The following is a 25,157-nucleotide window of genomic DNA, read 5'->3' on the forward strand; positions in this document are numbered from 1 at the left end:
CGGACGGCCGGGCGCGGGGGGTCCTGTCGGACGCGATACGGGCGACTGCGTGTCAGAAGGGCTTGGTCGGCAGGTACTTGCCGTCCAGGGTGATCACGGCGCGCTCGCCGCCCTCGGGGTCGGTGACCTTCTTCACGTCCAGCTTGAAGTTGATCGCGCTGATGATGCCGTCGCCGAACTGCTCGTGGACCAGGGCCTTGAGGGTGGTGCCGTAGACCTGGAGCATCTCGTAGAAGCGGTAGATGGTCGGGTCGGTCGGGATGCCGCCGGGGATGGAGCCGCGGGTCGGTACGGTCTGCAGCAGCATCACGGCGTCGTCGTCCAGGCCGAGCAGCTCGGCGACGGCCTCGGCCGCACCGGCCGGGAGTGCGTGCTGGCCGAGGACGGCGGCGGTGACGAAGGCGACGGACAGGCCGGCGGCGTCGGCCAGCTGCTGCCAGGTGAGGTCCTTGCGGGTCTTGGCCTCGACCGCGGCGATCGCGAGCTGCTGACGGGCCTGGGGGTCGAACTGGGCGTGGACGGTCATGGGACTTCCTTCACTGGTGATGCGACTGGTGATGTGACTGTGATGTGTGACTGGTAAATGTGGCCGTGATGCGGCCTGGTGATGCGGCCCGGCTGTTGACCGAGCCGGCGGCGGAACCGTCAGGCGGCCGGGAGGGCCTCGAAACGGCCGTTCGCCGCGTCGAGTTCCTCGACGGTGCCGGTACCGATGTCGAAGACCCAGCCGTGCAGGCGCACCGTGCCGCGGTCGAGGGCGCGGGCGACGGAGGGGTACGTCGCCAGGTTCGCCAGCTGGGCGAGGACGTTGGCCCGCACCATCGCGGCGACCTTGTCCTCCACGGAGGTGGTGCGGCACCTGGCGCGGGCGGCGTCGGCGTGCCGCAGCCAGCCGGCCAGGGCGGGCAGGGCCGAGAGGTCCTCGCCCTCGGCGAGGGCGGTCATGGCGCCGCAGGCGGAGTGCCCGCAGACGATGACGTCGGCCACGCCGAGGACGTCCACGGCGTACTCGACGCCGGCCGCCACGGCGTCGGCGCCGGGTGCGTGGGCGGGCACGAGGTTGCCCGCGGTGCGGATGACGAACAGCTCGCCCGGCTCGCGCTGGGTGATCAGTTCGGGGACGACGCGGGCGTCGGAGCAGCCGATGAACAGCGCATCGGGCCGGTGCGTGGTGGCGAGCCGCTCGAAGAGCTCCGCGCGGGCGGGGAAGACGTTCTGCCGGAAGCGCTGGACTCCCTGGGCAAGGTGGTGCATGGGTCACTCCCTTGGTGGATGCCGGTGGGGCTGACGTCATCCACTGTGCATGACCTGCACCTATAACGTCCAAGAGATGTAATCCATGACTTCTATAGGGCTCATCTATACCTGCGGAGGTCCGGTGTCGGGCGCCGCCGTCACGGCAGCAGCTTCGTCACGGCAGCAGCTGCTCCGTCCAGACCGTCTTGCCCTCGCGCCCGTACCGCGTGCCCCAGCGCTCGGTGAGCTGGGCGACGAGGAAGAGGCCACGGCCGCCTTCGTCGGTCGTCCGGGCCCGGCGCAGGTGGGGGGCGGTGTTGCTGGTGTCGGAGACCTCGCAGATGAGGCGGGGCCCGCGGATGAGCCGCAGGGTCACCGGCCCGCCGGCGTAGCGGTAGGCGTTGGTGACGAGCTCGCTGACGATGAGCTCGGTGGTGAACACCAGCTCGTCCAGCTCCCAGGCGCCGAGCTGTTCGGCCATCAGCGTGCGGGCCTGCCCGGCGGCGCGGGCGTCCGACGGCAGCGTCCAGGTGGCCACGCAGTGCTCCGGGAGCACGCGGGTGCGGGCGAGGAGGAGGGCGACGTCGTCCCCGGGCTCGGCGGGCAGGAGGGCGTCCACGACGGCCTTGGCCGTCTCCTCCACCGAGCGGTCCGGGCGCGCGAGTTCGTGCGAGAGGCGGTCGAGCGCCGCGTCGATGTCGAGGTCGTGGCTGTGGATGAGGCCGTTGGTGAAGAGGGCCAGGAGGCTGCCTGCGGGCAGTTCGATCTCGGTCGCCTCGAAGGGCAGCCCGCCGAGGCCGAGCGGCGGCCCGCCGGGCAGGTCCAGGATGCTCGCCTGCCCGCCGGGGGCGACCAGGACGGGCGGCGGGTGGCCGGCGCGCGCCAGGGAGCAGACGCGGGAGACCGGGTCGTAGACGGCGTAGAGGCAGCTCGCGCCGGTCACCTGGTCCAGGGGGAAGTCCCGGTTGTTGCTCTCCTGTTCGGCGGCGAGCCGGTACACGAGGTCGTCGAGGTGGGAGAGGACCTCGTCGGGGTCGAGGTCGAGTTCGGCCAGGGTGTGGACGGCGGTGCGCAGGCGCCCCATCGTGGCCGCGGCGTCGATGCCGTGGCCGATCACGTCGCCGACGACGAGGGCGACGCGCGCCCCGGACAGGGGGATGACGTCGAACCAGTCCCCGCCGACGCCTTCCACGGCGCCCGCGGGGATGTACTGGTGGGCCACCTCGGCGGCCGGCAGCTCGGGCAGGTCGCCGGGCAGCAGGCGGCGCTGCAGGGCCAGGGCGGCCTGGTGCTGGCGGGTGTAGCGGCGGGCGTTGTCGATGCAGACGGCTGCGCGGGCGGCGAACTCGCCCACGAGGGTGAGGTCGTCCTCCTCGAACGGGTCGGGGCGGCGGGAGCGCCACAGACTGACGAGGCCGAGGACGAGGCCGCGGGCGGCGAGCGGCAGCATCATGACGGAGTGGGCGCCCAGGGCCCGGGCGTGGGGGGCACGTTCCTGCGCCACGACCGCGAGGTCCTCGGGGGTGCGGAGCTCCGGCACGAGGATCGGGCTCTTTTCGGCCAGGCACCTCCCCTGGGGGGTCTCGGGGCCGAAGCGGATGAGGCCGCCGAGCGGGTTGAGTGCCTCCTCGGCGCCCGGGGTGTCGGACCTGACGGCCGTCCGGCGCACGGGCCCGAAGCCGTCCTGGGAGGGCTCCTCGCCGCGGCTGACGGGTTCGAGGAGGTCGACGGTGACGGCGTCGGCGAGCTCGGGGGCGAGGACGTCGGCCAGTTCACGGGCGGTGGTGGCCACGTCCAGCGTGGTGCCGATGCGGGCACCGGCTTCGTTGAGCAGGGCCAGCCGGAGCCTGGCCCGGTGCCGTTCGGTGACGTCTTCGACCAACTGGGTGACGCCGAGGATGTCCCCGGCCGAATCCTCCATGCGGAACGCGGAGACGGAGACGTAGCGGACCTGGGAGGGGTCGGCGAGCAGCCGGCACGGCTGCTCGGTGAAGATCATCGGCCGCCCGGTCTCCACCACCTCGTGCAGACGGCGCTCCACCGTCTCCGTGTCCGCCGCCACGAGGAAGTCGCCCGTGCGGCGGCCGCGCGCCTGCTCTGTGGTGATGCCGCCGATCCGGGCGACGGCCCGGTTGATCCGCAGGATGCTCAGGTCCGGGGCGTGGACGGCCAGTCCCACGGGGGCGGTCCGGAACAGCCCGTCCAGCACGGAGCGGTCCGTCTCCCACTGGATCACGTCCCCGGCGGGCGCGCCGACCAGGAACCACTCGGGAGCGGCCCCTTCGCGGACGATGCGGCGGGCGCGGACGCCCACGTGGATGCGGCGGCCGTCGCGGTGGAGGACGGGGACGATGCCGAACCAGCCGGAGTCCTGCAGGCAGGCGGCGGCCGCCGCCACGACTGCGTCCCGGTCGCCCGGGTCCACCAGCGCCTCCAGCGCGGGCCGCCCGATCACCTCGCCCGCCGGGTGGCCCAGCAGGGCCTCGGCACGGTCCCCCCAGCCCACCACGGTGCCCCGGTGGTCCAGCACGACCGACGCCGAGTTGCCGACCGAGAAGGGGTCCTCGGGGCTCTCGTGGAAGAGCGTCATCGGTTCGTCCGCCACACCGTCCTCCTTCCGTCGGACGCGCCGCGCCTGCCGTCTTCTGCTTCCACAGTGATGGGTGAGGGGCGTCGGCGCTTGCCGACCCGGCGGGCCGGTGGCCGCCTCAGACGATGCGCCGGCGCCTGCGCGTGCCACGGTGCCTGCCCAGCGTGCGGCGGGGCGTGCGGCGCGGCGTGGCGGGGCCGGTCAGTATGCGCTCCTCATAGCGGCCCAGGGCGAGGATTCCGCACAGCAGCAGAGGGGGGAGGGCGAGAGCGATGACGACCACGGGAGGCTCCTGCCGGGAGGAGGGGCTCATAAAGTCGCGTTGCCGCACAGGGGCGGCGCAAACCTGGCCAAGTGGCGCACATGGGTGTTCTGCGCTCCCCCATGTGGAGCAGGAGCATCCGCGGGGCGTACGGGGCCGGATGGGCTGGCCCCTGAGCCCGGCCGCCGCGTCCCTGCCCTTACGCGCCCGAGCCCTTCGTCTTCCCGCCCACGGCCTCCGGTGGCAGCGCCTCGGTGATCCGCTGCCGCATCGGGCGCCGGCGCAGGGCGTCGAGCGCCTCGGTGACGAGCTTGCTGAGCGGATACGACAGCTCCGCCTCGAATTCCGCGGCCGCGGCGGCCGTGGCCGCCCATTCGGCGTCCAGCACCGGCAGCAGCGACTCGGCCCGGGCGGTCAGGCGCACGACGCGCTGCCGTGCGTCCTGCCCCGGCGCGAGGACGACGAGTCCCTCCTCGGCCATCCGGGCCACCGTCTGGCTCGCCGCCGAGTGGGTCACGCCGACGGCTCGCGCGAGGTCGCGGATGGTGCCCGGACCCGAGGCCGCCAGCGCGCGGACGACGGGGGTGAAGCGCGGGCGGAACCCCTCCAGGCCGAGGTCCGCGTACACGGCGCCGACGTCGCCGTCGAGCAGCTCCAGGAGGTGGCGCAGCCGGGTGCCGAGCAGCTCGGGGCCGGGCACGTCCCCGTCCCCGGCCTCCGGGGCATCAGGCATCTCTGAGGTATCCGGCGTCTCTGAGGTATCCGGCGTCTCTGAGGTATCCGGCGTCTCTGAGGTATCCGGGGAAGACGTCACATGGCGTAATGTAACAGCGCTGTTGTAATGACCGAGTGGCGGGAGGCGGCGCACATGGGCGCGGATGCGGACGCGGACGGGCTGTATCCGCCGGTCGAGCCGTACGAGAGCGGCCTGCTCGACGTCGGCGACGGCAACCTCGTGTACTGGGAGGCCTGCGGCAACCCGGAGGGCAAGCCCGCCCTCGTGGTCCACGGCGGGCCCGGGTCGGGCTGCGGCACCGGTGTGCGCCGGTACTTCGACCCGGACCGCTACCGGGTCGTCCTGTTCGACCAGCGCGGCTGCGGCCGCAGCACCCCGCACGCGAGCGACCCCGCGACGGACATGCGGCACAACACCACCGTGCACCTGATCGCCGACATGGAGCGGCTGCGCACGCACCTCGGCATCGATCGCTGGCTGCTGTACGGCGGCTCGTGGGGGTCGACGCTGCTCCTGGCCTACGCGCAGACGCATCCGCAGCGGGTCTCGGAGATCGTCGTCTCCGGCGTCACGACGACCCGCCGCTCGGAGATCGACTGGCTCTACCGCGGCGCGGGCCGCTTCTTCCCCGAGCAGTGGGAGCGCTTCCTCGCCGGGGCCGCCGGCACACCGCGCGACGGCGACGTCGTGGCGGCCTACGCGCGCCTGACGGAGCATCCCGACGCCGCCGTGCGGGGGAAGGCCACGGCCGACTGGTGCGCCTGGGAGGACGCGGTCCTCTCCGGCGAGACGGACGGGGCCACCGCGCCCTACACCGGCCGGGCGGCCGCCGACCGACTGGCCCTGGTGCGCATCTGCGCGCACTACTTCTCCCACGGAGCCTGGCTGGAGGAGGGCGCACTGCTGCGCGACGCGGGCCGCCTGGCGGGCATCCCGGGCGTTCTCGTCCACGGCCGCCTGGACCTGGCCGGCCCGCTCGGCACCGCGTGGGAACTCGCCCGCGCCTGGCCCGGATCACGGCTGGTCGTCGTCGACGGAGCGGGGCACCTGTCGACCGCCGCGACGCGCCGTCACGTGCTCGGCGCCCTCGACGCGTTCGCCCGGCGCGGCGGGCCCGCGCCCGCACGGGGCCGGGCGCGCTAGGCCGGCCCGAAGAGCTGCTCCAGGACCGCGGCGACCCCGTCCTCCTCGTTGGTCCCCGTGCGCCGCCGCACCGAGGCGAGCACCGCCGGGTGGGCGTTGCCCATGGCGTATCCGGTGCCCGCCCACGTCAGGATGGTGAGGTCGTTGGGCATGTCCCCGAAGGCGACGACCTCCGCGGCGGGGATGCCCCGCCCGGCGCACAGCTCCGCCAGCGCGCCGGCCTTGGTGACGCCCGGCGCGCTGATCTCCAGCAGCCCGCGGCCGCCCGAGTGTGTGAACTGCGCCTCGGTGCCTGCCGCTTGCTCCGCGGCGGCGAGCAGCAGGTCCGCGTCGAGCCGCGCCGACCAGGCCAGCAGCTTGGCGATGGGGACGTCCGCCGTCCACAGGTCCGCGAGGGACGCCACGGGCGACTCCGCCCCGGCGTCCTCGGGCAGGCGCAGCCCGTACGCCGGCTCGTACAGCACGTTCCGGCCGGTCTCGACGGCGAACCCCACGTCCGGCACGACGGCGGACAGCGCGGCGACGACCTTGCGGGCGACGTCGACGGGCAGGGCGCGGGACGCGGTGACGGCACGTGCCGCGAGGTCGTACACGAGCGCGCCGTTGCTGCAGACGGCCGTTCCGGCGAGGCCCGTCGCGGCGGCGAGCCGGTCGACGAAGCGGGGCGGGCGGGCCGTGACGAAGACGACCTCGGCGCCGGACGCGGTCGCCGTGCGCAGGGCGCGGAGGGTGCGCGGGGAGAGGGTCCTGTCGTTGCGCAGGAGGGTGCCGTCGAGGTCCGTGGCGATCATGCGAGGGCGCGTCATCGCCCCACGCTACCGGAGGGGTCCGGCGCCGCAAGGTGCGGAGCGGGCGTGAACCCGCAGATCAGCGGCCCGCGTTCGGAGGCCCTGCCTCCGCCCCCGCCCCTGCCTCCGCCCCCGCTCCCGCGCCGGGGCGGCGTCCGGCGGGCAGGGCGCAGGCCGCCGTGCCGCCGGGCATGCGGTGCCGGTTGTCCGCGACCATCCGGTACAGGCCGTGCGCGGCCCAGCGCACGGGCGGCAGCGTGAGCACCGCCCCGGGGACCGCCCATCCGCCGCGGGCACTGAGCAGGAGCTTGGCGACGGCCTGGGCGCCGCCGTACACCGTGCCGCCGGGAGCGATCCACAGCAGCTCGTGCTCGGCCCGTTCCTGCGTGACACCCAGCGCGCCCAGGTCCGCGAACTGCCATGCGACGACGTCGCAGCGCGGCCGTACGTACTTCTCGGCGCATCGCACCGAGGTCGTGCAGAAGCCGCAGTCGCCGTCGTAGACGAGCACAGGTCGGGTTCCCATGGGGCCATCATGCCGCGCCGGGCGCCGGCCCGGGCGGCGGGGTCCGGCGGCGGGGTCCGGCGAGGACTCCCGCCTCGCGGTTCAGCCGTCGAGCGCGATGCCGTGCTTCGCCTTCTCCATCGACTCCTCCGACGCGTTCCCGCCGGCGTTCTCCTGCGCGAGCGCCTGGTTGAGGGCGACGAACGGCCGCATGCGCGACTCGTAGCGGGCGAAGGCGGCGGCGTGACCGCCGTCCTCCTGCCGGCCGAGTTCGCAGGCCAGGACGTAGGCGCCCACGAGCGCCAGGCTCGTGCCCTGGCCGGAGAGCGGCGATGCGCAGTAGCCGGCGTCGCCCGCCAGGGCCACCCGGCCGGTGGTCCACCGGTCCATGTGGATCTGGGCCATCTCGTCGAAGTAGAAGTCCGGGGCTTCGCGCATGGCCTGCAGGAGCCGCGGCGTCTCCCAGCCCACGTGCGCCAGCCGCTCGGCCATGAGCGCCTTCTGCTGCTCGGTGTCGCGGTAGTCGTAGGCGACGGGGTCCGACCTGAAGCCGAGCGTGGCCCTGATCTCGCTGTTGTCCCGCACCGGGTAGACGCAGTAGGTCGCGCCGCCCGCCGCGGACTCCTCGTTGAGCCATATCTCCCAGTTGTCGAGGCCGAGGAAGTTGGGAGCGCTGAAGACCGTGATGTAGGCGCCGAGGCGCCGGATGAACCGCTCCTCCGGGCCGAAGGCCAGCTGCCGCACGCGCGAGTGCAGGCCGTCCGCGCCCACGACGAGGTCGAAGGCCCGCTCCGGGCCCTGCTCGAAGGCGACCCGCACGCCGTCCGGCCCCTCGTCGAGAGCGGCGACGGAGTCCCCGAAGAGGAACTCCACGCCTGCGCCGATCGCCTGCCGGTACAGCAGCCCGGTGAGGTCCTCGCGCAGCAGCTCGATGTCCGCGCCGTCGAGGCGGCCGCCGCTCAGGGTCATCTCCTCGGAGCGCCACACCTCCTGACCCTCGGCGTCGAGCATCGCCATGCCGCGCAGCCGGGTGCGGGCGCCGCGCGCCTCGTCCAGGATCCCGGTCCGGTCGAGGACGTCGAGGGCGACGCCGCGGACGTCGATGGCCTGACCGCCCGGGCGGACGGCGGGGGCCCGCTCGACGACGGTCGCGGCGAGGCCGTTGCGGCGGAGCCAGTAGGCGAGGGTGAGCCCGGCGACGCCGGCACCGGAAATGAGGACGGTCTTCATGGCGAGCACCTTCTCGAATACGCTGCTTACGCTGTACGCAACTGAATGTACGCCGTAAGCGAAGCATTGACAAGCAGATTCTCCTCCCTGCACTAGCACAGAGACACTCACAATCACTCCCCTGCTAGGCTCTGTGCTAGTACAGAGAAGGAGGCCGTCGTTGGCCGGCACATCGGTTCCCCCCTACCTCCGCATCGCCGCCGAGCTGCGGCGGCGCATCGCGGACGGCGAGCTCGGCCCCGGCGACCGCGTTCCGTCCACGCGGCGGATCGCCGAGGACTTCGGCGTCGCCCTCGCCACGGCCACGAAGGTGCTGACCACGCTGCGCCAGGAGGGGCTCGTACAAGCCCGGCCGCGCGTGGGCACGGTGGTCGCCGCGAAGGGCGCCGCCGGACCGGCATCGGCCCCGGCCCCAGCACAGGCACAGTCACAGTCACAGGCACAGGCACAGGCACAGGCACAGGCACCTGCCGGCACCGAACACGAGCTGACCCGGGCCCGCATCGTCCGGGCGGCCGTCGCCGTCGCCGACGCCGAGGGGCTGGCCGCGCTCTCCATGCGCGGCGTCGCCGGCCGTCTGGGCGTCGCCGCCATGTCGCCCTACCGCTACGTCACCAGCAAGGACGACCTGGTGCTCCTCATGGCGGACGCGGTGCTCGCGGAGCTCTCCTACCCCGACGACGCCCCCGCCGGCTGGCGGCAGCGCCTGGAGCTGGGGGCCCGCGCACTGTGGGCGGTGCACCGCAGGCACCCCTGGCTCGCACACATCGGGCCCCTCACCCGCCCCCTCGCCGTGCCCCGGCTCATCGGCTACTCCGAGTGGATGCTCGGCGCGCTCGACGGCCACGGCCTGGATCCGGCGACGATGCTCGACCTGAACGTCCTGCTCTACAGCTACGTCCAGGGCACCGCCGTCCACCTGGAGCGGGAGGCCCGGGCCGCGAGCGAATCCGGGCTGTCCGGGGAGGAGTGGATGGATTCCCAGGCCGCGGCCTACGACGCCCTCACCTCCTCCGGCCGGTATCCCGTCTTCGCCAAGGTGATCGGGTCGTTCGCCGAGGGCGACGGCTACGACCTGCACCTCGACGAGGTCTTCGAGCTCGGCCTCACCTCGATGCTGGACGGCCTGACCACGCTGGTCGAGGGCCCGGGGGCGAGGCCGGAGCGGAAGGTCTGAACGGCCCACGGACAGCGCAATCGGCGCCGGGGCCGGCGGGCCCGCGGACAGTTGTACGCGTGAAGCCGCAGCCCGGTGCCGCCCTCACGACGGCGATGGTGGTGCTGACCGTGACGACGGGGATGGTCGAGGCGGTCAGCTTCCTCGCGCTCGGCCCCGTCTTCACCGCCGTCCAGACGGGCAACACGCTCTTCCTCGGCTTCGCGGTCGTCGGATCCGGCGAGTTCTCCGCCGCCGCGTCGGGGGCGTCGCTCCTCGGGTTCGCCGCCGGCGCCGCCCTGGGGGCGCAGCTGAGCTCCCGCGCGGACGCCCGCGGGCGCCGGTGGTTCGCGCCGGCCCTGGTCGCGGAGTCCGTACTCCTGGCCGTCGCAGGCCTGACGGGCTGGAGCATCGAGCGGTTCGGCCACCCCCTGACCTTCCGTCAGTACCTGGTGACGACCCTGGTCGCCCTGGCCATGGGCATGCGCAACGTCACGGCCTTGCGGGCGAGCGTGCCGGACATGCCGACCACCGTCGTCACCCGCACCATGACCGCCCTCATCGGCACCTCCCCCTTCGGCCTCGACTCCAGGATCCCCTCCGGCACCGCCTACGAGATCCGCCGCACGGCGTCGGTCGGCGCGATGTTCGCCGGCGGCCTGCTGGGCGCCTGGATGCTCCACGAGGCCGTGCGCCCTCCCGCCGTCCTCCTGGTGACGGCCGCCTGCGTCCTGGCCGTCGCCCTCGCCCTCACCTGCACCCCGCGCCACCGCACCCCCGACCCGTAGTACTGCAGAGCTACGCCACGGGTGTACTCCCGCGAGGGACGCCGACCACGGGCCGTGGTTCATAGCTTCCGTGCCGGAAGCACCACCCACATCCGGCACGGAAGGAACCGTCCTTCATGGCGTCCCCCACACAAGCCCCCCGGCCTTGCGGCAGCCCCCCGTGGCCCGCCCTGCGCGGCGCGACGCCGCCCGCGCGCGACCGCGCCGTCGACGGCCTGCGGGCCTTCGCCGTCCTCGGTGTCGTGGTCGGCCACTGGCTGGTGACGGCCCTCGTCGCCGACGGCGGACCGGTACACGCCGCGAGCCCGCTCACCTTTCTGCCCGGGCTCGCCCCCGCCTCCTGGCTGTTCCAGACCCTGGCCGTGTTCTTCCTCGTGGGCGGGCAGGTGGGCGTGATGAGTCACGCCTCGGCCCGCGCGCGGGGCATGACGTACGGGCAGTGGCTGCGCGGCCGGCTCGTCCGCCTGTTCCGTCCGGTCGCCGCGGTCCTGGCGGTGTGGGCCGTCGTCACGGGCGTGCTGCTGGCGTCGGGCACCGGCACCGCGACCGTGCTGACGCTGCTCAAGCTGGTGTGGTCGCCGCTGTGGTTCCTCCTGGTCTTCGCGGCGCTGACGGCGGCGACTCCGCTGGTCGCGAAGGTGTCCCCGTGGTGGCCGTTCGCCGTCGTCCTGTGCGTCGACGCGATCCGGTTCGCCCTGGACGGGCCGGCGTGGCCGGGATGGATCAACGTGGCGGCGGGCTGGCTCGTCCCGTACTGCCTGGGCGCCGCATGGGCCCGGGGACGCCTCCGGAGCCGCGCGACCGGCCCGGCGCTGCTGGCCGGGGGCGTGCTCGCCACCACGCTGCTCGTGACGTTCGCCGGCTATCCGGCGGCCATGGTCGGGGTGCCCGGCGCGCAGGTCTCCAACCTCAGCCCGCCGACCCTGGCCGCCGTCACGTTCGGCCTCGCCCAGTGCGGCGCCGCCCTCCTGCTCCTCGGGCCGCTGCGCCGGGTACTGCAGCGCCCGGCGGCCTGGACGGCGGTGGCGCTGGTCAACCTCTCCGCGATGACGATATTCCTCTGGCACCAGACCTCGATGATGGCGATCACCGGGGCCGGGCTGCTCGCGGGCGCGCCCCTGCCCGGTCTGCACACCGTCCCCGACGGGCCCGGCTGGGTGCTCGCCCGGCTCGCGTGGCTGCCGGTGTTCGGGGCGGCGCTGCTGGGGTGCTGGGCGCTGTTCCGCCGCTTCGAGCACGGGCGTCCCCGGGGCCGCGGGTCCACGCGGGTCGTGCGCGAGCACCGGCCCGGACCGGCCGCGACGCTGCGGCGTTCGTAGGCGTTGTCGGCGTCCGTAGGCGTTCGTAGACGTTCGTAGGCAATCCTAGAATGGATCACTTGAGCGCCGGTGGCGCGGGGGGCACAGGGGACGGAATGCGCGTGGAGCAGCGGCGATTGAGGGCACTGGCGGCGGGGCCGCGCGCCGTGTACGAGGATCTGTGGACGGTGGCGCGCGACCCGCTGCCGCTCGGGAGGCACCTGGGCCGGCTGCCGCACGTCCACACGGTCGTGCTCGTGATCCTCCTGGGCATGCTCAACGCCAACGAGTCCGAGCACAGCAGGTACGGGGCGGACACGGAGATCGGATTCCTGATCGTCGTGCTCCAGTCGGCGGCCGTCGCCGTCGCCATGGTGCGCCCGGTGCCCGCCTGGTGGTTCTCGACGGGCCTGCTCTTCGCAGCCGCACTGGTCGGAGAGAGCTCGATCGACCCCGACAGGCTGTGGCCCTGGAACGTGGCCGGAATCGCCCTGCACTCCCTCGTCCTGCTCCTGCTCGCGCTGCGGATCCGCCCGCAGAGCGCGGCCGTGGCCGTGGCGATCACCGTGCTGACGGGGGTGGCCGGCACGGCCTGGGCGACGCAGGAGCACAACCAGGGTGTCACCCGGGGCTCCATGTGCTTCATCGCGGCGGTGGTGATCGGGGCGGCGCGCCGCTCCGGGCGCCTGGCCAAGGCCCGGCTGGCCGAGCAGGAGGAGCTCACCGCGGAGGAGCGGGCCCGGCGCACCCTGCTGGAGGAGCGCAACCGCATAGCCCGCGAACTGCACGACGTCGTCGCCCACCACATGTCGGTGATCTCCATCCAGGCGCAGGTCGCCCCGCACCTGGTCACGGAGCCGCCGCAGGAGCTCAAGGAGAACCTCGCGGGCATCCGGCAGAACGCCGTCGAGGCGCTGGCCGAACTGCGGCGCGTCCTGGGCGTGCTGCGCTCGGAGGACGCCCGGGCCGACGGGGTGCGGCACGCTCCCCAGCCCACCCTCGACCGGCTGGACGAACTGCTCGGCAACGTCCGCAGCGCCGGCCTCGCGGTCACCTCCTCGGTCACCGGCGCGCCGCGCCCGCTGCCGCCGGGCGTGGAGCTGTCGGCGTTCCGCATCGTCCAGGAGGCCCTCAGCAACGCGATGCGGCACGCGCCCGGGGCGCCGGTGCGGGTGGAGACCGCGTACGGGGCGCGCCGGATCACCGTACGGGTCGTCAACTCCGCACCGGACGTGCCCGCTCCGCGCTCGCCCGGTGCCGGGCACGGGGTGCTGGGGATGCGCGAGCGGGCCGCCATGCTGGGCGGCGACCTGGCCGTGGGCCCCACCCCCGACGGCGGCTACGAAGTGACCGCCGTCCTGCCCTGCACCCCCTCCGGCCTTCCCGGACTCCCCGGCCCTTCCAACCTTTCCGACCCTTCCGACCATGCCGAGGACGCCCGGTGACGACCATTCGCGTGCTGATAGCCGACGACCAGATGATGGTCCGCCAGGGCTTCACGGTGCTGCTCAACGCCGAACCCGGCATCGAGGTGGTCGGCCAGGCCGTGGACGGCCTCGACGCCGTCGCCAAGACCACCGAACTCGCTCCCGACGTCGTCCTGATGGACATCCGGATGCCGGAGCTCGGCGGCATCGAGGCGACCCGCCGCATCACCGCCCCGGCCGGGGCCGCCACCAAGGTGCTCGTCCTGACCACGTTCGATCTCGACGAGTACGTGTACGAGGCGCTGCGCGCGGGCGCGTCCGGATTCCTGCTGAAGGACGCCTCGGCCGAGGACCTCGCCCAGGCCGTCCGGGTGGTCGCGGCCGGGGACGCGTTGCTCTCCCCGAACCTCACCAAGCGGCTGATCTCCGAGTTCTCCCGGATGACCGGGGCTCCCCGCGCGCCGCTGAAGGAGCGCGTGGGGAGCCTGACGGAACGTGAGACGGAGGTGCTGTCCCTGGTGGCCCAGGGTCTGTCGAACGCGGAGATCGCCACGCGGCTGGTCGTGGCCGAGCAGACCGTCAAGACGCACGTGAGCAGGATCCTGGTCAAGCTGGGGCTGCGGGACCGGACCCAGGCCGCGGTCTTCGCGTACGAGACGGGTCTGGTCAGACCGGCCGGCTACTGACGCGGACCGGGGGACGGCGGGTCAGGCGGGTCAGGGATGGCGGATCAGGCGGGTGGGTCAGGGCGCTGCCGTCCCGCGGGGGCACTGCTTCCAGGCGAAGTGGTAGAGCGTGCTGATGCTGCCGTCGGTCGAGTCCATCGCCAGGAAGCTCGTGGTGCGCGTGGGGTCCGAGGTGCCGGCGTCCACCCGGAGTTCGGTGTTGATGTTCAGGTAGCGGACGGCCCCGCAGGGCGCGTAGACCACCGACTCGATGTCCGTGGTGTCGGACGTCTGCCAGTTGTCGTGGAGCGGGCCGGTGAAGTGGTGGTTCACGAACGTGGTCTGCGACATGCCCTGGAAGTAGTAGTTGGCCCGTTCCAGGCCGGTCGCGCCCTTCTCCAGGTGCGCGAAGCCCCGGTAGTCCGCCTCGGCGACCGCGTACGTGAAGCCCGGGGGGACATGGACGTTCAGGCTGAGCTGGCAGTTCTTCCGGAAGTCGGTCGGCTTGGCGCCCACGCCCACCTGAGCCGAGTAGTTGCTGTAGGTCACAGTGAAAGCGGTGTTGTCCGGGCTGACGGTGACATCGGCCGTACCGGCCGGACAGCCCGAGCCGTTGACGCCCACCACATCGATCACGATCTTGTCAGGCGGAGGGTCCCCGTCCGCAGCGGCCGACGACGGCACCATCGAAGCGGCGAGCAAGGCGACGGCCGCGCTGCCGATCACCACCGGTCTCAACATGGAGATACCTCCCCCTGGTCCAGGAATCACGGACGAACACCTCTGCCCGAAGACGGCCGGTCAGGGGCACTCCTTCCACGTGAAGTGGTAGAGCGTGCTCACGCTGCCGTCGGTGGAGTCCATCTCCATGAAGCTGGTGCTGTCCGACGGGTCCGAGCTGCCCGCGCTCACCCGGAGCTCGGTGTTCACGTTGAGCAGCCGCTGTGCGCCGCAGGGGGCGTAGACGACTTCCGCCGCGTCCGTCACGTCCGTCGTCTGCCAGTTGTCACTGAGCGGACCGGCGAAGCGGTGGGAGACGGTGGTCGTGTGGGACATGCCCTGGAAGTAGTAGCTGGCCCGCTCCATGCCCACGGCACCGCTCTCCAGGTGCGCGAAGCCGCGGTAGTCCGCCTTGGCGATCGCGTAGGTGAAGCCCTGCGGGACGTGGATGTTCAGGCCGAGCTGGCAGTTCTTGCGGAAGTCGGTCGGTTTGGCGCCGACGCCCACCTGGGCGAGGTACTTGCTGTAGGTCACCGTGAAGGCCGTGTTGTCCGGCGCGAGCGCCACGGCGGCCGTCCCCGCCGGGCAGCCGGAGCCGTTGACCGCCATGACGTCGATGACGACCCTGTCCGGCGGCGGCACCCTGTCCGCGGCGGCCGACGAGGGTGCGAACGATGCGGCGGCCACCAGCGCCACGGCCGCTCCGGCGGTCATCACCGGTCTGAACATGGGATTCCCCTTTCCTTCCCCCGTGCGGACTCGCTGTGCGCGCGGCCCATGCCACCACCGGGGAGGGGTCGTGCATAGGCCAGGTTGAGCCGACCCTGAGGACCGGTCGGCCCACCTCCCGGGCCCCGGTGGCAACGGTGGCACCGGTGGCACCACCGGCAGAGGGGAACGGGGCGTCCTAGGCACGTTCGAAGGAGTGCATGCGGCCGACGGCCGTGAAGCCCCGGCGCGCGTACCAGTGGCGCGGCCAGTCCGCGGCGTCGGCGGTCAGGAAGCGCGTGCCGCAGCCCGCACCCATCGCCAGGCGCAGGGCGGCGGCGAGGACGGCGCCGGCGTGGCCGCGCCCGAGGCGGTCCTCCGCCGTGACCAGGTCCTCGATCTGGGCCGTGCCCGATGCGGGGTCCATGTACAGGTCGGCCCAGGACGCGACCTCGCCGTCCTCCGCCCGCGAGCCGATGAAGTGCACGGTCTCGGCACCGCGCCGCCGGGCCTCGCGGCGCTCGACGAGATGGCGTACGACCTCATCGCCGGCGTCCGGGACGAAGCCGTGCCAGCGCCGGGCCAGCGGTCCCCGGAGCGCGTCCAGGTCCACGATGCCCGCCTCGGGCCCGGCGCCCGGGGCGAGCGCGGGCGCGGGGCCGGAGTGCAGCATGATCAGGTAGACGGAGTGCCTGTAACCGGCCTGCACCAGGGGCTCCGCGCACGCCGTCCCGGTCGCGTCGTCCAGGACCGACACCAGACGGTACGGCAGGTCCCCCAGCGCTTCGTCCGCGAGGGCGGGCAGCGCGCCGGGGTCCACCGCGCCGTCGACGACGACCTGGTTGTTCGCCCGGGAGTGGGCGAAGGCGTCGTCCCGCACGGCGAAGCCGCCCGGGAGGCCGATGGTGCGCCCGGCCTGGCGGCGGGCGAATTCCGAGAGGAAGGCGTGGATCCGCCGCAGTTCAGGGTGCAGTTCGGAGGCCGGCATGAGCCGACCCTAGGCGGCGGCCCGGGCCGGGCGCTCGGGAATTACGGGGCGGCAGTCGTCACGTGGCGGCGGCGCACGACGGGTGGCCCCATCCGCGCTCGCCCTTGGAGATCTTCTCGCCGACCGCGTACGACTGACCGCACGGGCAGCGGCCCGCGAACTTCGCCTTGATCGTCGCCGTTCCGGAGGAGCGCGGCTTGCGGCTCTTCGGCGGGCCGGAGCGCCGGGGCGCCGAGGCCTCGCGCGGCGCCGGGACGGGCATGCCCTCGGCTCCTTGCGCGGTGCCGGCCGGCTGCTGGAGGGACGCCGCGTCACTCGCGGCCTGGTCGGCGATCGCGTTCAGGGGGTCGCCGTTCTCCTGGTGGGCCGGCACGTACCGGAACTCGACGGAGCGGCCCGCGAGGAGGGCGTCGATGCGTACGACGAGGTCGCGGTTGGCCACCGGCGAGCCGGACGAGGTCTTCCAGCCGTTGCGCTTCCAGCCGGGCAGCCACTTGGTGACGGCGTTCATCGCGTACTGCGAGTCCATCCGCACCTGCATCGGCACGGCCGGGTCCGTGGCCTCCAGGAGCCGTTCGAGGGCGGTCAGCTCCGCGATGTTGTTGGTCGCCTTGCCGAGGGGGCCGGCCTCCCAGCGCTCAGGGGTGCCCGTCGCATCGGCGACGACCCAGGCCCAGCCCGCGGGGCCGGGGTTGCCCTTCGATGCCCCGTCACAGGCGGCGATGATCTGTTCAGACATCCCTCGATCATGCCAGGGTTCCCGGCCCCGCCGTGCCCGTCCGGCGGGACGGCCCCGCCCCCGCCCGTCCACCCGACCCCGCGGACGCTCTGCGGTACCCGGACACCGATTACCGGACATTCCCCCGGCGCACCTCGCCCGGTGGTCCCCTCCTCCCGCCCGCATCGGACCACCGCAGGTCACGCCGGGGGCCGTTCAGATGTCGAGCACCTGCGGTTCACTGGGCGGTCGATAGGAGTTGTCCATATCGAGAAGGTTAATGACCGAAAATATCCGTCATTTTTGACTGAGCGCATAGTCATGCCCAAATGTCTGCCAAATGTTGTCAATGAAGCCTCACAGCGGTGGCCTCTTACGGAATGAGGATTTCCGTTTACTGCTGGCCGGTGCCGCGGTGAGCCAGATCGGCGCTCAGGTGACCGTGGTGGCGCTGCCCCTGGTCGCCGTGGTCGTGCTCGACGCCTCCCCCATGGAGGCCGGCCTGCTGACCGCCGCCGAGACCGCGGCGTTCCTGCTGGTCGGCCTGCCGGCCGGAGCGTGGGTGGACCGGATGCGCCGGCTGCCGGTCCTCATCCGCGCCGACGTCGTCCGCGCGGCGGCCATGGCGAGCCTGCCGCTCGCCGCCTGGGCCGGCGCCCTGACCATGGCGCACCTCTACGTGGTCGCCCTCGTCACCGGCGTGGCCACCGTCTTCTTCGACATCGCGCACCAGAGCTACCTTCCGTCCCTCCTGCCGCGTGAACAGCTGGTCGCGGGCAACGGCGCCCTGGAGACGGCCCGTTCGTCCGCCCAGGTGGCGGGCCCCGGGCTGGGCGGCGCCCTGGTGCAGCTCCTCGGGGCGCCCTTCGCCCTGCTGGCCGACGCGGTCGGCTACCTGCTGTCCGCCGTCTTCCTGCGCGGCATCCGGGCCCCCGAACCGCAGCCTGCGCCCGCGCCGGGCGTCCCGCTGCGCGCCCAGATCGCCGAAGGCCTCGCCTTCGTCTTCCGGCACCCGGTCCTGCGCATGATCGCCTGCGCGACGGCGCTCGCGAACTTCTTCACCGCGATGCTCATGGCGGTCCAGACCGTGTTCCTGGTGCGGGTGCTGGACCTGCCGCCGGGCGCCCTGGGACTGATGATGTCCGCCTCGGCCGTCGGCGGCCTGGCCGGTGCCCTGTGTGCCGGGGTGCTGGCACGCGCATTCGGCCGGGCGAGAGTAATCTGGCTGTCGACGGTGGTCACCGGCCCGTTCGCCCTGCTGTGGCCGCTGGCCGGCCGGGGCGCCTCCGCCGTGTGGTTCGCCGTCGCCTCCGCGGCCGTCTTCTTCGGCGCCGTCGTCTACAACGTCGCACAGGTCAGCTTCCGGCAACTGCTGTGCCCCGCCGAACTGCTGGGCCGGATGAACGCCACGCTGCGCTTCATGGTGTGGGGCACCATGCCCCTCGGCGCGCTCGTCGGCGGGGCCGTCGCCGAGGCGGCCGGGCCGCGCGCCGCCGTGTGGGTGTGCGCCGCCGGGATCCTGCTGGTGCCCGTGCCGCTCCTGGCGTCGCCACTGCGCCGCCTGCGCGAACTGCCGCCGGCGCCGGCGGTCACGGGCTGACACGGCACGCGGCCCGTTCCGCCGGCGGGCGGACGGTCGCAAGACCCGGGCCGGGGTCCGGGCCCCTGTCCCTCCGAGCCGCACCGGCCCCCGGCCGACGGAGCCACCCGGCTTCGGCCCCGGACGATCCGAACCCGGCCTTGCCGACCGACCGTAGGCCTCCGGCGCGGCGGACCGAGCCGCACCGTCACGGCTCCGCCTCGACGAACCTTCCCGACCGGCCGGGCCACCCCGATCACGGCCCGCCCCGGCACCCGGCCCGAGCCGGCTTCCGGCACCGCCCCGGCCGTACGAGCGACTTCGACCGGCTGTGCCGCTCCGGTCCCGGACCCTCCCGACCGGACGATCCGTCTCTTCCGACCGAGCCACCAAGGTCACCGGGATCACCGAGATCACCGAGATCACCGGCCCATCCCGGCACCCGCCCCGAACCCGCCTTCGCACCGACCCGACCACACGAACCATCCCGACCGACCACGCCACCCCGCTCACCAACCCACCCCGTTCACCAACCCATCCCGACTCCCGACACGGCCCCGACCGGCCGAGCCGTCCCGAACGACCGGGCCGCCTCGCTCGTTCGACCGGCCCGGCACCGTCCCGGCCACCGTCCCGACCGACCGCGCCACCCCCGTCGTACCGCCGCACCGCCGTACCCGCCACGAGCGCAACTCGTAGCACCTGCCCGACACCTGCCATAGCTCCTCTCGTCCCACGAGCCGTCGCGCCCCTCGGCGCACGGGAGGTCATCGTGCAACCCGGCAACATCACCTCGTCCTATCTCGCCCGCTACCGGCGCCTCACCGAGGGTGCCGCCGAGCCCGGCGGCACCACGCTGCCCGTGACCGGAGCGCAGCGGCGGTTCCTGCTCGCCCGGCAGCTCGACCCCGCCGGGCGGCCGGTGCTGGTCCCGTTGTTCTTCGTCTTCCCCGCGGGGGCCGTCGACACCGAGCGGTTACGGGCGGCCTCCGCGCACCTGGCCGCCCTGCACCCGGCGCTGCGCACGCGCCCGCTGGTGCGGCGCGGAGTGCCGCTCCAGGTGCCCGGCGACCCCGTCGGGCAGGTGGACCGGGTCCGGCCGCGGCCCGGGGAGAGCGCTCGCGACGCCCTGCTGCGCACGCTGGCCGAACGGCCCGTGGACGGCCCGCCGTTGCGGTTCGTCCTGGCGGACGACGGCGGCCCGCAGGAGATCCTCGCCGTGGTCCTGGACCACACGGCCTGCGACGAGCAGTCCCTGGGCCTGATCACGGCGGGCCTCTCCGAGGCCTACCGCGACGGGCTCGGGCCGCAGGACGTGCCCGCGGGCGTGGCGGCCGACGGCATGGCCGCCTACGCGGACGCCGTGCACCGTCAACTCGCCGCCGAGGACAGGGCGTCGCAGCCGGAGGCCCTCGCCTACTGGGCGAAGCGCCTCGCGGACCTCCGCGGCGGCGGCGCGAGCGCCCCGGTGCACGCGCCGGCCCGCCCCGCCCCGGGCACCGGCTCCGGCACCGCCCTGCGCCGGATCCCGGTCCCCGGCGACGGCGCGCGTTCCACGGCCTTCCCCGTCCTCCTCGACGCCTGTTCCGGGGCGGCCCGCACGCTCCACGGCCCGGACGCCGTACCGGCCCTGGGCTACCCGTGGGGCGGCAGGCCCCCCGGCGCCGCGCCGGTCCTCGGGTGCTTCCTCAACACCGTCGCGCACCCGGCGGCCGACACCGGCCTCGCCGAGCGGGCCTCGGCCTGGTGGGACGACCTCGACCGCGCCGACACCCCCTTCGACGAGGTGGTCCACGCGGCCCGCCGGGCCGGGGCACCGTGGTCCGGCCGGCTGGACGGCCTCCTCACCTTCGAGGATCTCGGCCGCCGGCCACCGCTGCGGCTCGGCGACGCCACGGGGCGGGAGACGCACATCGACGGCCGCCCCGTACAGGCCCCCTTCGCCGTCTCCGTCTCCTACGGCTCCGACCTGCTGGTCCGCATGGCCTGGGACCGGTCGGCCGTTGCGGACCACCGTGCGGAAGAGGCCTTCGACCACCTGACCGACGCGCTCGCCGCACTCGCCACGCGCACCGCGCATCCCGCGCCTGCGGGCTGAGCCCGCCGCGAGCCGCCCCGCACCGCGCCGCACCGCCCGACCGGCGCGCGGCGCCGGGGCGGCCCCTCCGGCGGCCGCACGGGCCCACCCGGCCCCGGCCCGCACACCTCCCGATCCGGAAAGGTTGATCATGTTCGGACTCTCCACATCCCAGGAGATCGTCTGGCTGCACGAGCAGATGCTGCCCGGCAGTCGCGCCTACAACTTCACCGCCACCGTGGACCTGCGCGGCACCCTCGACGAGGCCGCGCTCCGGGAGGGGCTGGCGGCCGCGCTGGACCGGCACCCCGGCCTGCGCCTCGAGCTCGTCGACTCCCCCGGCGGCCTGCCCGGCCAGCGCGTGCGCGAGAACTGCGCGCCCCGGTGGCGGACGGTCGACCTCAGCGGCGAGGCCGCCCCCGAGGAGTCGTTCGCGGCGCTGCTGCGCACCGAGGCCGAGACGCCCCTCGACGTCCACGAGGCGCCGCTGCTGCGCTGGTGCCTCGTCAGGCTCGGCGCGGATCACCACCGCCTCGTCCACGTCGAGCACCATCTCGTCCACGACGGGCACTCGTTCGCGATCCTGCTGCACGACGTGTTCACCGTCTACCGGGCCCGCGTGCTGGGCGAACAGGCGGTCCTGCCGCCGGCCGCCTCCTACACCGATCACGTCGAGGCCGCCGGCAGCCCCGAGCGGGCGGCCCGGCGCGAGGCGGGCCTTGCGTACTGGCGGCGCGAGCTGGGCGACGCGTCGTTCGACCTGCCGCTGCCCGGTCTCGCCCGTCCCGGGGCCCGGCGCCGGCACGCGGGCGGCCAGTTGCGGCAGGCCGTCGACGCCGCGCTCGCCGAGCGCCTGCGCGCCCACAGCCGCGCCCAGGGCCACACCCCCTTCTCCACGCTCCTCGCGCTCTTCGCCGAACTCCTGCGCCGCCACAGCGGCCGCGCGGACCTCGTCGTCGGCACCGCGGTCGGCAACCGCCCCGAGGGATTCGAGTCGGCCACCGGCATGTTCGTGAACACGATCCCGCTGCGGCTGCGCCTGGACCCGGCGGCCGGGGCGGACGAGGCGGTGGACGAGGTCACGGACAGCCTCATCCGGGCCCTGCCGTACCAGGACGTCCCGGTGCAGGTGCTCACCCGCGAGCTCGGCCTGCACACGTCCGGCGCGGACAACCCGCTCTTCAGCGTCATGTTCAGCGCCCACGACGCGGCGCTGCCGGAGGTCGAGGTGCCGGGTCTGGACGTGTCGCTGTTCGAGGGCTTCAACACCGGCACCACCCGCTTCGACCTCGACCTGGTGCTGCTGCCCGACGACCGGCGCACGGTCGGGCCGCGGCAGGGCGCGGCCGGCATGACGCTGGTCTGGGACTACGACCGGGACCTGTTCGACGAGGACGCCGCCCGGCTGCTGGCGGATCGTTTCCTCGGTCTCGTACGGGCCTATCTGGAGGCTCCGCAGGCGCCTCTCGCGGAGCTCGGCGCACAGCCGGCCTCCGTACCGGCGGCGCAGGCTCACGAGTCCGGGGCTGCGGACGCCCCCGACGCCGTCCTCGATCCCGTCACCCGTCACGACCCCGGCCTCCCCGCCCTCGTCAGCGGCGCCCGGAAGATCACCTACGGTGAACTCGGCCGGCTCGTCGACGAGCTGGCCGCGCGCCTGCGTGCGGCGGGCGTCACCGCCGGCCGGCCCGTCGCGGCCGTCCTGCCGCGCGGCGTGGACACCGTCGTGACCCTGCTCGCGTGCCTGCGCCTCCGCGCGGTCTACTGCCCGCTGTCCCCCAACGACCCGGCGAACCGCCTGGAGACGCTGCTGCAGCGCCTGTCCCCGGCCCTGGTCGTGACGGACCGCGAGAGCGCCCTCGCGCTGCCCGCGGCGGGCCTGCCGGTCCCGGTCGCGCTGCTCGACGCCGAAGGTGCCTTCCCCGCCGCCGCGCCGGCCGAGTGCATCGACGGGGCCGCGTACGTCATCCACACGTCCGGTTCCACGGGCCTGCCCAAGGCCGTGGCGGTCGGCCGGGCCGCACTCGCCCACCACGCGACGACGGTGGCCGGGCGCTTCGGGCTGCGCACCGACGACAAGGTGCTGCTCTTCGCCCAGCCCTCGTTCGACGTGGCGCTGGAGGAGGTGCTGCCGTCCCTGCTGGCCGGTGCGTCCCTGGTCGTGCCGCAGCGGGAGGTCCCGACCGCGGCCGAGCTGATCGCCGTCCTGGCCGCCCGCCGCGTCAGCGTGGCCAACCTGCCGACGAGTTACCTCCTGGCCGTACGGGAGGAGCTGTGCGAGGCGCTCCGCGACGGGATGTGGGAGCCGCGGCTGCTGGTCGCCGGCGGCGAGCGGCTGCCGGCCGCCGCGCTGCGGGACGTCCTCGCCGCGACGGACGCGAGGATCCTCAACGCCTACGGGGTGACCGAGGCGACCATCACCTCCACGGTCCACGAGGTGACCCGCGAGGGGACCGAAGGCACGGGCGAAGGCGGCGAGAGCGGCGAAGTGCCGCTGGGGACCGCACTGCCGGGCGTCGGCGTGCACGTCCTGGACGCGGGTCTGCAGCCGCTGCCCGTGGGCGCGGTCGGCGAACTCGCCGTCTCCGGCGCGGGGCTCGCCGAGGGCTACCTCGGCGGCGAGGCCGCGGCGGCCACCGCGGCCCGGTTCGTCACCGTGCCCGCGCTCGGCGGGGCACGCGCCTATCTGACCGGCGACCTCGGCTACCGGGACCGCGACGGCCTGCTGTGGTTCCTCGGCCGCCGCGACAACCAGGTCAAGCTGCGCGGCTACCGCATCGAGCCGGAGGAGATCGAGGCGGTGGCCTCCGAGGTCCTCGGCGGGCGCTCGTGCGCGGTCGTCCTCGGCCGGGACGCGACCGGCGGCCCCTGCCTGACCGGCTTCGTCGACGGCGGCGAGGAGCCCGACCAGGCCCTGCTGCACAAGGCGCTGTCCGAGCGGCTGCCCGCCGCGCTCGTCCCCGCGCGCTGGATCCGGCCGGCGGCGGCCATGCCGGCGCTGCCCGGCGGCAAGCCGGACCGGGCCGCGCTGGCCCGCCTCGCCGCCGAGGCGGGAACGGCCGCCGGCCCGGCGGATCAGGAGCAGGCGGACGCCACCGACCCGGCCGTCGCCCTGGTGGCCGAGGGCTGGCGGGAGGTGCTGGGGCACGACCGGTTCTCGCCGTCGTCCCACTTCTTCCAGGTCGGCGGGCACTCCCTGCTGGCCGCCCACCTCGCCGCCTGGCTGGAGACCCGGCTCGGCAAGCGCCCGCCGCTGCGCGTCCTCTTCCAGCACCCCGTCCTCGCCGACCAGGCCCGAGCCCTGACGGAGACCGCCCGATGAGCGCCACGACCCCCTCCTCCGTCCTGGAGACGGAGCACCGCGAGATCGCCGACGCCTTCACCGCGTTCGTCCGCCGCGAGCTGGTCCCGCTGGCGGCCGAGCTGCCGGAGAACGGGGACATGCCGCCGGCCGACCTGCGCGCGTACGTCCGCCGCCGCTCGGCGAAGCTGGGCTTCTACGCCGGCGACCACCCCGAGGAACTGGGCGGCTCCGGCATGCCGTTCAGCGCCGTCGTGCTGCTGCACCACGCGGCCGGCCGCAGCGGCTGCCCGCTGGCCCCGTACGCGCTCGCCGGCTCGGACGGGCCGAGCCCGCTGCTGCGCCAGGGCACCGAGCAGCAGATCGAGCAGTACCTGAAGCCGCTGGTGCGCGGCGAGGCGACGCGCTGCCTCGCGCTGACCGAGCCGAACGCCGGGTCCGACGCCTTCCACCTCACCACCACCGCCGCGCGGGACGCGGACGGCGGCTGGGTGCTGTCGGGGCGCAAGACGTTCGTCAGCAACGCCGGTCACGCGGACTTCGTCATCGTCGTGGCCCGGGCCGTGGACGGCGACGGGGGCGAGGGCGGCCCCACGGCGTTCGTCATGGGCATGGACCAGCCGCGCCTGCGCATCGGCCAGCGCTACCAGGGCATGTCCGGCGAGGAGCTGTACGAGCTGGTGCTGGACGAGGTGCGGCTGCCCGCCGACGCCGTCATCGGCGGTGAGGCGGGCGTCGGCGCGGCGCTCGGCAACGGCATCGACAGCCTCTCCCGCGGCCGGCTCGTGGTCGCGGCGATGTGCAACGGCATCGCCGAGCACGCGCTGGAGCTGGGGGTCGGGTACGCGCGCGAGCGGCGGGCCTTCGGGGAGCGCATCGGCGCGTACCAGCACGTCCAGGAGCACCTCGTGAGCAGCCGGGCGGAGGTGGAGGCGGCCAAGCTGCTGACGTTGGCGTGCGCGCGGCTGGTGGACGAGGGCGTGGAGACCCCGGAGAACGCGGCGCTCGCCAAGCTGACGTCCTCCGAGACCGCGGTCCGGGTCGTGGACCGGTCCCTGCAGGTGCACGGGGCGACGGGCTGGGTGCGGGGCCACCCGCTGGAATTCCTGTACCGGTACGTCCGGATGATGACGATCATCGAGGGGACCTCCGAGATCCAGAAGGTGATCGTCGCCCGGGCCATGGGACTGGGCTGACCGTTTCCGTACCCCTTCTCCCCCCTTCTCCCTTCCGACGTCATCC

Annotated in this window: 22 protein-coding genes; 10 read left to right on the forward strand and 12 right to left on the reverse strand. The window is 74.1% G+C overall.

Annotation, left to right across the window (positions count from 1 at the left end):
* Positions 1 to 52: 52 nt before the first annotated feature.
* From cynS to FGW37_RS02825, 5 genes are all read right to left on the reverse strand, one after another.
* Positions 53 to 526, reverse strand: a complete 474-nt coding sequence (cynS, locus tag FGW37_RS02805; RefSeq protein ID WP_179079593.1) for a cyanase — start codon at positions 524 to 526, stop codon at positions 53 to 55.
* 119 nt (positions 527 to 645) lie between these two features.
* Positions 646 to 1,254 (reverse strand): carbonic anhydrase, encoded by a 609-nt coding sequence (locus FGW37_RS02810; RefSeq protein WP_179079594.1) that lies wholly within the window; start codon positions 1,252 to 1,254, stop codon positions 646 to 648.
* A gap of 157 nt (positions 1,255 to 1,411) precedes the next feature.
* Positions 1,412 to 3,826, reverse strand: coding sequence for a SpoIIE family protein phosphatase (locus FGW37_RS02815; RefSeq protein ID WP_179084468.1), 2,415 nt, complete (start codon positions 3,824 to 3,826; stop codon positions 1,412 to 1,414).
* Positions 3,827 to 3,944: 118 nt separating this feature from the next.
* Entirely contained in the window at positions 3,945 to 4,109 is a 165-nt protein-coding gene (locus FGW37_RS02820) for a hypothetical protein (protein WP_179079595.1), read from the reverse strand.
* Between the two features lie 178 nt (positions 4,110 to 4,287).
* Positions 4,288 to 4,821 carry a MarR family winged helix-turn-helix transcriptional regulator gene (locus FGW37_RS02825; protein ID WP_179079596.1) on the reverse strand — a complete coding sequence of 178 codons (534 nt, stop codon included), beginning with the start codon at positions 4,819 to 4,821 and terminating at the stop codon, positions 4,288 to 4,290.
* 108 nt (positions 4,822 to 4,929) lie between these two features.
* On the opposite strand from FGW37_RS02825, the gene pip reads away from it, so the two are divergent.
* Entirely contained in the window at positions 4,930 to 5,967 is a 1,038-nt protein-coding gene (pip, locus tag FGW37_RS02830; protein ID WP_246430232.1) for a prolyl aminopeptidase, read from the forward strand.
* On the opposite strand, the gene FGW37_RS02835 is transcribed toward pip, so the two are convergent.
* From FGW37_RS02835 to FGW37_RS02845, 3 genes are all read right to left on the reverse strand, one after another.
* Complete coding sequence (locus FGW37_RS02835) at positions 5,964 to 6,758, reverse strand: HAD family hydrolase (protein WP_179084470.1); 795 nt, start codon at positions 6,756 to 6,758, stop codon at positions 5,964 to 5,966. The two genes, pip and FGW37_RS02835, sit on opposite strands and share 4 nt — an antisense overlap.
* Positions 6,759 to 6,834: 76 nt before the next feature.
* A complete protein-coding gene (locus FGW37_RS02840; RefSeq protein ID WP_179079597.1) occupies positions 6,835 to 7,281 on the reverse strand; it encodes a thiol-disulfide oxidoreductase DCC family protein in 447 nt (148 codons plus the stop codon).
* Between the two features lie 81 nt (positions 7,282 to 7,362).
* Complete coding sequence (locus tag FGW37_RS02845; RefSeq protein ID WP_179079598.1) at positions 7,363 to 8,490, reverse strand: FAD-dependent monooxygenase; 1,128 nt, start codon at positions 8,488 to 8,490, stop codon at positions 7,363 to 7,365.
* Between the two features lie 160 nt (positions 8,491 to 8,650).
* Here FGW37_RS02845 and FGW37_RS02850 point away from each other — a divergent pair, with 160 nt between their 5' ends.
* The 5 genes from FGW37_RS02850 (at position 8,651) to FGW37_RS02870 (ending at position 13,845) form a co-directional block, all read left to right on the forward strand.
* On the forward strand, positions 8,651 to 9,667 hold the full coding sequence (locus FGW37_RS02850) for a GntR family transcriptional regulator (RefSeq protein ID WP_179079599.1): 1,017 nt from the start codon (positions 8,651 to 8,653) through the stop codon (positions 9,665 to 9,667).
* 59 nt (positions 9,668 to 9,726) lie between these two features.
* Positions 9,727 to 10,434: a YoaK family protein gene (locus tag FGW37_RS02855; protein ID WP_246430233.1), complete on the forward strand. Its 708-nt coding sequence runs from the start codon at positions 9,727 to 9,729 to the stop codon at positions 10,432 to 10,434.
* Positions 10,435 to 10,550: 116 nt separating this feature from the next.
* On the forward strand, positions 10,551 to 11,753 hold the full coding sequence (locus tag FGW37_RS02860; protein WP_179079600.1) for an acyltransferase family protein: 1,203 nt from the start codon (positions 10,551 to 10,553) through the stop codon (positions 11,751 to 11,753).
* A 95-nt stretch (positions 11,754 to 11,848) separates the two neighbouring features.
* Positions 11,849 to 13,177 (forward strand): sensor histidine kinase, encoded by a 1,329-nt coding sequence (locus FGW37_RS02865; protein WP_179084472.1) that lies wholly within the window; start codon positions 11,849 to 11,851, stop codon positions 13,175 to 13,177.
* Entirely contained in the window at positions 13,174 to 13,845 is a 672-nt protein-coding gene (locus tag FGW37_RS02870) for a response regulator (RefSeq protein WP_179079601.1), read from the forward strand. The genes FGW37_RS02865 and FGW37_RS02870 overlap by 4 nt, the downstream gene beginning before the upstream one ends.
* Before the next feature lie 57 nt (positions 13,846 to 13,902).
* Here the strand turns inward: FGW37_RS02870 and FGW37_RS02875 are convergent, their stop codons facing one another.
* From FGW37_RS02875 to FGW37_RS02890, 4 genes are all read right to left on the reverse strand, one after another.
* Entirely contained in the window at positions 13,903 to 14,565 is a 663-nt protein-coding gene (locus FGW37_RS02875; protein ID WP_179079602.1) for a DUF4360 domain-containing protein, read from the reverse strand.
* Between the two features lie 60 nt (positions 14,566 to 14,625).
* The gene (locus tag FGW37_RS02880; protein ID WP_179079603.1) at positions 14,626 to 15,273 is read right to left on the reverse strand and encodes a DUF4360 domain-containing protein; all 648 of its coding nucleotides are present in this window, start codon (positions 15,271 to 15,273) and stop codon (positions 14,626 to 14,628) included.
* Positions 15,274 to 15,451: 178 nt separating this feature from the next.
* The gene (locus FGW37_RS02885) at positions 15,452 to 16,240 is read right to left on the reverse strand and encodes a GNAT family N-acetyltransferase (protein ID WP_179079604.1); all 789 of its coding nucleotides are present in this window, start codon (positions 16,238 to 16,240) and stop codon (positions 15,452 to 15,454) included.
* Between the two features lie 58 nt (positions 16,241 to 16,298).
* Positions 16,299 to 16,979 carry a ribonuclease H family protein gene (locus FGW37_RS02890; RefSeq protein ID WP_179079605.1) on the reverse strand — a complete coding sequence of 227 codons (681 nt, stop codon included), beginning with the start codon at positions 16,977 to 16,979 and terminating at the stop codon, positions 16,299 to 16,301.
* Positions 16,980 to 17,373: 394 nt separating this feature from the next.
* Between FGW37_RS02890 and FGW37_RS02895 the strand changes: the two genes are divergently transcribed.
* From FGW37_RS02895 to FGW37_RS02910, 4 genes are all read left to right on the forward strand, one after another.
* On the forward strand, positions 17,374 to 18,558 hold the full coding sequence (locus tag FGW37_RS02895; RefSeq protein ID WP_425506479.1) for an MFS transporter: 1,185 nt from the start codon (positions 17,374 to 17,376) through the stop codon (positions 18,556 to 18,558).
* 751 nt (positions 18,559 to 19,309) lie between these two features.
* Positions 19,310 to 20,635 (forward strand): condensation domain-containing protein, encoded by a 1,326-nt coding sequence (locus FGW37_RS02900; protein ID WP_179079607.1) that lies wholly within the window; start codon positions 19,310 to 19,312, stop codon positions 20,633 to 20,635.
* 130 nt (positions 20,636 to 20,765) lie between these two features.
* A complete protein-coding gene (locus FGW37_RS02905) occupies positions 20,766 to 23,936 on the forward strand; it encodes a non-ribosomal peptide synthetase (RefSeq protein ID WP_179079608.1) in 3,171 nt (1,056 codons plus the stop codon).
* Positions 23,933 to 25,111: an acyl-CoA dehydrogenase family protein gene (locus FGW37_RS02910; protein ID WP_179079609.1), complete on the forward strand. Its 1,179-nt coding sequence runs from the start codon at positions 23,933 to 23,935 to the stop codon at positions 25,109 to 25,111. The genes FGW37_RS02905 and FGW37_RS02910 overlap by 4 nt, the downstream gene beginning before the upstream one ends.
* Positions 25,112 to 25,157 lie beyond the last annotated feature (46 nt).

This window comes from Streptomyces rectiverticillatus, assembly GCF_013394065.1.
Lineage (GTDB): Bacteria > Actinomycetota > Actinomycetes > Streptomycetales > Streptomycetaceae > Streptomyces > Streptomyces rectiverticillatus.